Here is a 6,910-nt window from a genome sequence, read left to right as displayed (position 1 = left end):
TACCCAGCGCCCCCACGACAACCAAAGAACTCAACCCATAAAAAAATGTGTAGATACCTATGCTGCGATAGCATCACCCAGGTCTGCCTGATAGACCGAGGTACCTGCATCGCAAGCCAGCCAGCTCCGACATTTGATTTGGGTTGCCTTGAATTACTTCTTCTGCTTCGGAACCCGCACCAACTGCGTATCCGAATAAATGTCATGCCAACTGCGTTTCTGCTTATCAAACAACGACCAGATAAACCCCAACCCCACGCACAGCCACGACGCAATCGACACCACAAAGCGTAACAGCGCCTGCCACAGACTGATCCGCGAGCCGTCGGCGTTCTGTACGCGCACGCCCCACACCTGCATGCCCAGCGTCTGCCCGGAATGGGTCCAGAACTTCGCGAAAAAACCAAACAACACAAAAAACAAAATCGTCGACAGCAACGGGTCACCGTCCAGCGCGCCGGATTCGGTGAGCGTGCGCATCTTGGCTTCGCCGATAAACGCCATCCACACCAGCTTGTAGACAAACGCGGTGACGATCAGCAAGGCGGTGCACAACAGAAAGTCATAAAACATCGCTGCCAGACGACGGCCCAGGCCAACGGCGGGGAATTCGCCTTGGGGGCTCAGCAGGGGTTTGGACATGGCAGTCTCTCTAGAGAAAAAAGCCATTTTACGAGCAAACGCACATAAAAAAGCCCCTGATGTCACCATCAGGGGCTTTTTGTCGCAGTAAGGATCAACCGTCTGCTTGTACTTCGTCAGCCTGCATACCTTTTTGGCCTTGCACGGCGATGAAGCTCACTTTTTGGCCTTCTTTCAGGCTCTTGAAGCCGTTGCCCTGAATAGCGCGGAAATGGACGAACAGATCCGGACCGCTTTCTGGAGTGATAAAACCAAACCCTTTCTCGTCGTTAAACCACTTGACGGTACCGCTCTGACGTTCAGCCATTTTCTTATTTCCTTGACGCTAAAAATTAATGACAGCCCCTTTCGCATGAAAGAGTACTGGGCTGGGTTGCAGGAAAGTAAGAGACGTCGAACGGGTTGTAGCGCAACTACTTCAGCTACTGCCCAGGTCCAGGTTCCAAGCGACCCATGCAAACACAGTGAAGAAACTCTACGCCAACTAATAGAGAAAAAACAAGCCCCGTCAAAAGCCCAGGTTTTGCTTGGCTTCATGGCTGTTTGATCAACAATGTGGATCCCATTTATTCGATAGAGTTGATCACTTGTTATAGGTTAAGTATTAGTGCATTGACTATCGTCAATGCACTGTTTTATGGCGGTTGCGTTACAGTTTAGTGCGCGTTAACGCAACCGCGTTACTTATAGAAACAGTCAATCAGCCACGGTAGTAACGTTGTGGCACGAATGGCATTTTACTTACACGCAGTGGTACCTTTTTCCCACGTACCAACGCAGACACTTCGGTATCCAAGGCGATGAATGCGCTGTCCAAGTAACCCATGGCCAGTGGGCCGCCCAAGGTCGGGCCAAAGCCGCCGCTGCACACGCTGCCGATCACGGTGCCGTGCTCATCGACGATTTCTGCGCCTTCGCGCACCGGGGTACGTTCCTGTGGCAGCAGGCCGACACGCTTACGGCTTACACCGGCTTGTTGCTGGGTGAAGATCCGGTCGGCGCCGGGGAAGCCACCAGCACGTGCGCCGTCGGCACGCCGGGCCTTGGAGATCGCCCACAGCAGGCCGGCTTCAATCGGTGTGGTGTCGGTGTTCATGTCATGGCCGTACAGGCACAGGCCGGCTTCCAGGCGCAGCGAGTCACGCGCGCCCAGGCCGATGGCCTGCACTTCGGTCTCGGCCAGCAGGCTACGCGCCATCGCTTCTGCGTTGCTGGAAGGTACGGAGATTTCAAAACCGTCTTCACCCGTGTAGCCGGAGCGGCTGACGTAGCAGTCCACGCCCAGCAGGCGCAGGGTGGCGAACTGCATAAAGGTCATCTTGGTCACTTCCGGTGCCAGGCGCGCAAGTACCTTCACCGCCGCCGGGCCTTGCAGGGCCAGCAGGGCGCGTTCTTCGAACAGCGGTTCGATGCTGCACTGCTCGCCAATGTGTTTGCGCAGGTGCGCCAGGTCCTGGTCCTTACAGGCGGCGTTGACCACCAGGAACAGCTCGTCGTTACCCAGGTTGGCCACCATCAGGTCGTCAAGAATGCCACCTTGGTCATTGGTGAACATTGCGTAGCGCTGCATGCCGACCGGCAGGTCGATAATGTCGACGGGCACCAGGGTTTCCAGGGCTTTGGCGGCATTCGGGCCGGTCAGGCGGATCTGGCCCATGTGCGACACGTCGAACAACCCGGCGTGTTCACGGGTGTGCAGGTGCTCCTTCATCACGCCCAGCGGGTATTGCACCGGCATGTCGTAGCCGGCGAAGGGCACCATGCGCGCGCCCAGCTCAAGGTGCAGCGCATGCAGTGGGGTTTTCAACAGGGTTTCGGTGGACATATTCAGCTCCTGAAAAACGTGCGGACGCGTGTGTAAGCGTCAGCACTCGATAATGTTGACCGCCAAACCGCCACGGGCGGTTTCCTTGTATTTGCTTTTCATGTCGGCGCCGGTCTGGCGCATGGTGCGGATGACCTTGTCGAGGGAGACAAAGTGCTGCCCATCGCCGCGCAAGGCCATGCGCACTGCATTGATCGCCTTGACCGAGCCCATCGCATTGCGCTCGATGCACGGCACTTGTACCAAGCCGCCAATCGGGTCGCAGGTCAGGCCGAGGTTGTGTTCCATACCGATCTCGGCGGCGTTTTCCACTTGGGACACGCTGCCACCCAACACTTCACACAGTGCACCTGCGGCCATCGAACAGGCCACGCCGACCTCGCCCTGGCAGCCGACTTCGGCACCGGAGATCGAGGCGTTTTCCTTGTACAAAATCCCGATGGCGGCGGCGGTGAGCAGAAAGCGCACCACGCCGTCTTCGTTCGCGCCCGGAATAAAGCGCATGTAGTAATGCAACACCGCCGGCACAATCCCGGCCGCGCCGTTGGTGGGCGCCGTGACCACACGCCCGCCGTTGGCGTTTTCTTCGTTGACCGCCAGCGCATACAGGTTGACCCAATCGAGCACCGACAACGGGTCGCGTAGCGCCGATTCGGGGTTCTTGCACAGCTGGCGATGCAGCGCGGCGGCGCGGCGCTTGACCTTCAAACCACCGGGCAGAATCCCTTCGTTGCGGCAGCCGGCGTCTACGCAGTCTTGCATCACCTGCCAGATTTTCAGCAAACCGGCACGGGTTTCCGCTTCCGGGCGCCAGGCGCCTTCATTGGTCAGCATCACCTGGCTGATCGACAGCCCATAGGTGGCGCAATGGCCAAGCAAGTCCTTGGCGTGCTTGAAGGGAAAGGTCAGGGGCGTGGTGTCTTCGACAATCCGGTCAGCGCCGGCGGCGTCTTCATCCACCACAAAACCGCCGCCGACCGAGTAGTACTCGCGGCTGCGAACCTGGATGCCGGCGGCGTCAAACGCACGAAAGATCATGCCGTTAGGATGGTAGGCGAGGGGTTTGCGAATCATCGCCAGGTGTTCTTTCTCGTTGAACGCAATGCTGTGTTCACCGAGCAGGTTCAAGCGACCGTCGCTGCGCATCTGCGCCAGGCGTGCGGCGACAGTTTCGGTATTCACGGTGTCCGGGTGCTCACCTTCCAGGCCCAGCAGCACGGCCTTGTCGCTGCCGTGGCCTTTGCCAGTGGCGCCAAGCGAGCCATAGAGTTCCACCTTGATGCCGGAGGTGGTGCTTAGCAGGTTGTCGCGCTTAAGGCCCTCGACAAATCGGGCGGCGGCGCGCATCGGGCCAACGGTGTGGGAGCTGGAGGGGCCGATGCCAATCTTGAACAGGTCGAACACGCTAAGGGACATGGTTGTTCTCCGGTTTCTTATTATTTTTCAGGCGTACTCGGTCAAATGGTGGAGGAGGACTGTGTGGGCGCCGGGCTTGCCCGCGATGCAGGCACCTCGGTCTATCAGGTAGACCGAGGTGATGCTATCGCAGGCAAGCCAGCTCCCACACAAGCCAGCTTCTGCATTAAATCGGGTACAACCTCAGGTTACGCGTAGCTCTCGATCGACGGGCACGCACACACCAAATTGCGATCGCCAAACACGTTGTCGACCCGGCCAACCGGCGGCCAGTACTTGCCTTCGATCAACGACGCAACCGGGTACACCGCTTGTTCACGGCTGTACGGGTGGCTCCATTCACCGACGATTTCAGCAGCCGTGTGCGGCGCGTTTTTCAGTGGGTTGTCGTCCTTGTCCAACGTGCCGTTTTCCACCGCGCGGATCTCTTCGCGGATGGCAATCATCGCGTCACAGAAGCGGTCCAGTTCTTCCTTGGATTCGCTTTCGGTCGGCTCGATCATCAAGGTGCCCGCCACCGGGAACGACATGGTCGGCGCGTGGAAGCCGAAGTCGATCAGGCGCTTGGCCACGTCGTCGACGCTGATGCCGCTGCTGTCTTTCAAGGGACGCAGGTCGAGGATGCATTCGTGCGCCACCAGGCCATTGCTGCCGGTGTAGAGCACTGGGTAATGCTCTTCGAGGCGACGGGAAATGTAGTTGGCATTCAGGATCGCCAGTTGGGACGCGCGCTTGAGGCCCGCGCCGCCCATCATGCTGATGTACATCCAGGTGATCGGCAGGATGCTCGCGCTGCCGAATGGCGCCGCGCACACCGCGCCTTCCTTGCGTTCCATGGCCGCGTGGCCGGGCAGGAACGGCGTGAGGTGGGATTTGACGCCAATTGGGCCAACGCCCGGGCCGCCACCGCCGTGCGGGATGCAGAAGGTCTTGTGCAGGTTCAGGTGGGACACGTCGCCACCGAACTTGCCCGGTGCGCACAGGCCGACCATCGCGTTCATGTTGGCGCCGTCGATGTACACCTGGCCGCCGTTGTCGTGAATGATGCCGCAGATTTCGCGGATGCCTTCTTCGAACACGCCGTGGGTGGACGGGTAGGTGATCATCAGCGCGGCGAGGTGTTCGCGGTGCTCGATGGCCTTGGCGCGCAGGTCTTCGATGTCGACGTTGCCACGTGCATCGCAGGCGGTGACCACCACGCGCATACCGGCCATGTTGGCGGTAGCAGGGTTAGTACCGTGGGCCGACGATGGGATCAGGCAGATGTCGCGACGCTCTTCGCCACGGCTCTGGTGATAGGCGCGGATGGCGAGCAGGCCTGCGTATTCACCCTGGGAACCGGCGTTAGGTTGCAGCGAGATGGCGTCATAGCCGGTGGCCGCGCAGAGCATGGCTTCCAACTCGGAAGTCAGCTGCAGGTAGCCGGCGCTTTGTGCGGCCGGGGCGAACGGGTGCAGGGCACCGAACTCGGCCCAGGTCACCGGGATCATTTCGCTGGCGGCGTTGAGCTTCATGGTGCACGAGCCCAGCGGGATCATGGTGCGGTCCAGCGCCAGGTCCTTGTCGGCCAGCTTGCGCAGGTAGCGCATCAGCTCGGTTTCGGAGTGGTAACGGTTGAACACCGGGTGGCTGAGGATCGGCGACTGGCGCAGCAGCGCGGCGGGCAGGGTGCTTTCGGTGTTGGTGAAAGCGGGCAGTGCCTTGCCGTCGGCGAAGATCGACCACAGGGCTTCGATGTCGGCTTGGCTGGTGGTTTCGTCGACCGACAGGCCCAGACGCTCAGCATCGACCACACGCAGGTTGATGCGCTGTGCGTGCGCCTTGTCGTGCAGGGCAGCGGTGTTGGCGCCCGTGTTGAGGGTCAGGGTGTCGAAGAAGTGTGCCTGCTCGACCTTCAAGCCCAAGGCGGTCAAGCCCTTGGCCAGGATCGCGGTCAGCTGGTGAATGCGTTGGGCAATCTGGGTCAGGCCTTTGGGGCCGTGATACACGGCGTACATGCTGGCGATGTTGGCCAGCAGCACTTGGGCGGTGCAGATGTTACTGGTGGCCTTCTCGCGACGGATATGTTGCTCGCGGGTTTGCATGGCCAGGCGCAGGGCCGGCTTGCCGAAACGGTCGACAGACACACCGACCAGACGGCCCGGCATGTCGCGCTTGAACGCATCCTTGGTAGAGAAGTACGCCGCGTGCGGGCCACCAAAGCCCAGCGGCACGCCAAAGCGTTGCGCGCTGCCGATGGCCACGTCGGCACCGAACTCACCCGGTGGGGTCAGCAGGGTCAGGGCCAGCAGGTCGGCGGCCACCGCGACCAAGGCGTTGGCGGCGTGGAAGCGCTCGGTCAGTGCGCGGTAATCAAACACGTCACCGTTGCTGGCCGGGTATTGCAGCAGGGCGCCGAAGAACGCGCTGACGTCGGTCAGTTCACGCTCGTCGCCCACGACCACGTCGATACCCAGCGGCTCGGCACGGGTGCGCAGCACGTCGAGGGTTTGCGGGTGGCTGTGGATCGAGGCGAAGAAGGCGTTGCTGCTCTTGTTCTTGCTCAGGCGCTTACAGAAGGTCATGGCTTCGGCAGCGGCGGTGGCTTCGTCGAGCAGCGAGGCGTTGGCGATCGGCAGGCCGGTGAGGTCGCTGATCAGGGTCTGGAAATTCAGCAGTGCTTCCAGGCGGCCTTGGGAAATCTCTGGCTGATACGGCGTGTAAGCGGTGTACCAGGCCGGGTTTTCCAGCAGGTTGCGCAGGATCGGCGACGGCGTGTGGCAGTTGTAGTAACCCTGGCCGATGTAGGTCTTGAACAGTTGGTTCTTGCCGGCGATGGCCTTGATCTTGGCCAGGGCCTCGGCTTCGCTCAGGCCGTCTTCCAGGCCGAGCACGCTGGTGCCCTTGATGCTTTCCGGGATCACGCTGGCGCTCAAGGCTTCCAGGGAGTCAAAGCCCAGGCTGGTGAGCATTTTTTGCTCATCTTCCTGGCGCGGGCCGATATGACGGGCGATGAATTCGTTAGCGGTGCTGAGATTGATAGTCATG

At 60.4% G+C, this 6,910-nt stretch carries 5 protein-coding genes; all 5 read right to left on the bottom strand.

What is annotated here, in order from left to right:
• Window positions 1–153 precede the first annotated feature (153 nt).
• The 5 genes from ACI77I_RS14695 to gcvP all read right to left on the bottom strand — a co-directional run bounded on the left by ACI77I_RS14695 (window position 154) and on the right by gcvP (window position 6,909).
• Complete coding sequence (locus ACI77I_RS14695) at window positions 154–642, bottom strand: RDD family protein (RefSeq protein WP_094950800.1); 489 nt, start codon at window positions 640–642, stop codon at window positions 154–156.
• 94 nt (window positions 643–736) lie between these two features.
• Complete coding sequence (locus ACI77I_RS14690; RefSeq protein ID WP_406997829.1) at window positions 737–949, bottom strand: cold-shock protein; 213 nt, start codon at window positions 947–949, stop codon at window positions 737–739.
• Window positions 950–1,342: 393 nt separating this feature from the next.
• Complete coding sequence (gene gcvT / locus ACI77I_RS14685; protein WP_406997828.1) at window positions 1,343–2,467, bottom strand: glycine cleavage system aminomethyltransferase GcvT; 1,125 nt, start codon at window positions 2,465–2,467, stop codon at window positions 1,343–1,345.
• A 39-nt stretch (window positions 2,468–2,506) separates the two neighbouring features.
• Entirely contained in the window at window positions 2,507–3,883 is a 1,377-nt protein-coding gene (locus ACI77I_RS14680) for an L-serine ammonia-lyase (RefSeq protein WP_406997827.1), read from the bottom strand.
• A 188-nt stretch (window positions 3,884–4,071) separates the two neighbouring features.
• Entirely contained in the window at window positions 4,072–6,909 is a 2,838-nt protein-coding gene (gene gcvP, locus ACI77I_RS14675) for an aminomethyl-transferring glycine dehydrogenase (protein WP_242152253.1), read from the bottom strand.
• Window position 6,910 lies beyond the last annotated feature (1 nt).

Origin of the sequence: Pseudomonas sp. D47, assembly GCF_045447305.1 — a bacterium.
GTDB lineage: Bacteria > Pseudomonadota > Gammaproteobacteria > Pseudomonadales > Pseudomonadaceae > Aquipseudomonas.
The sequence above is the reverse complement of the archived record's forward strand: the minus strand, read 5'-3'. Positions and strand labels throughout refer to the sequence as shown.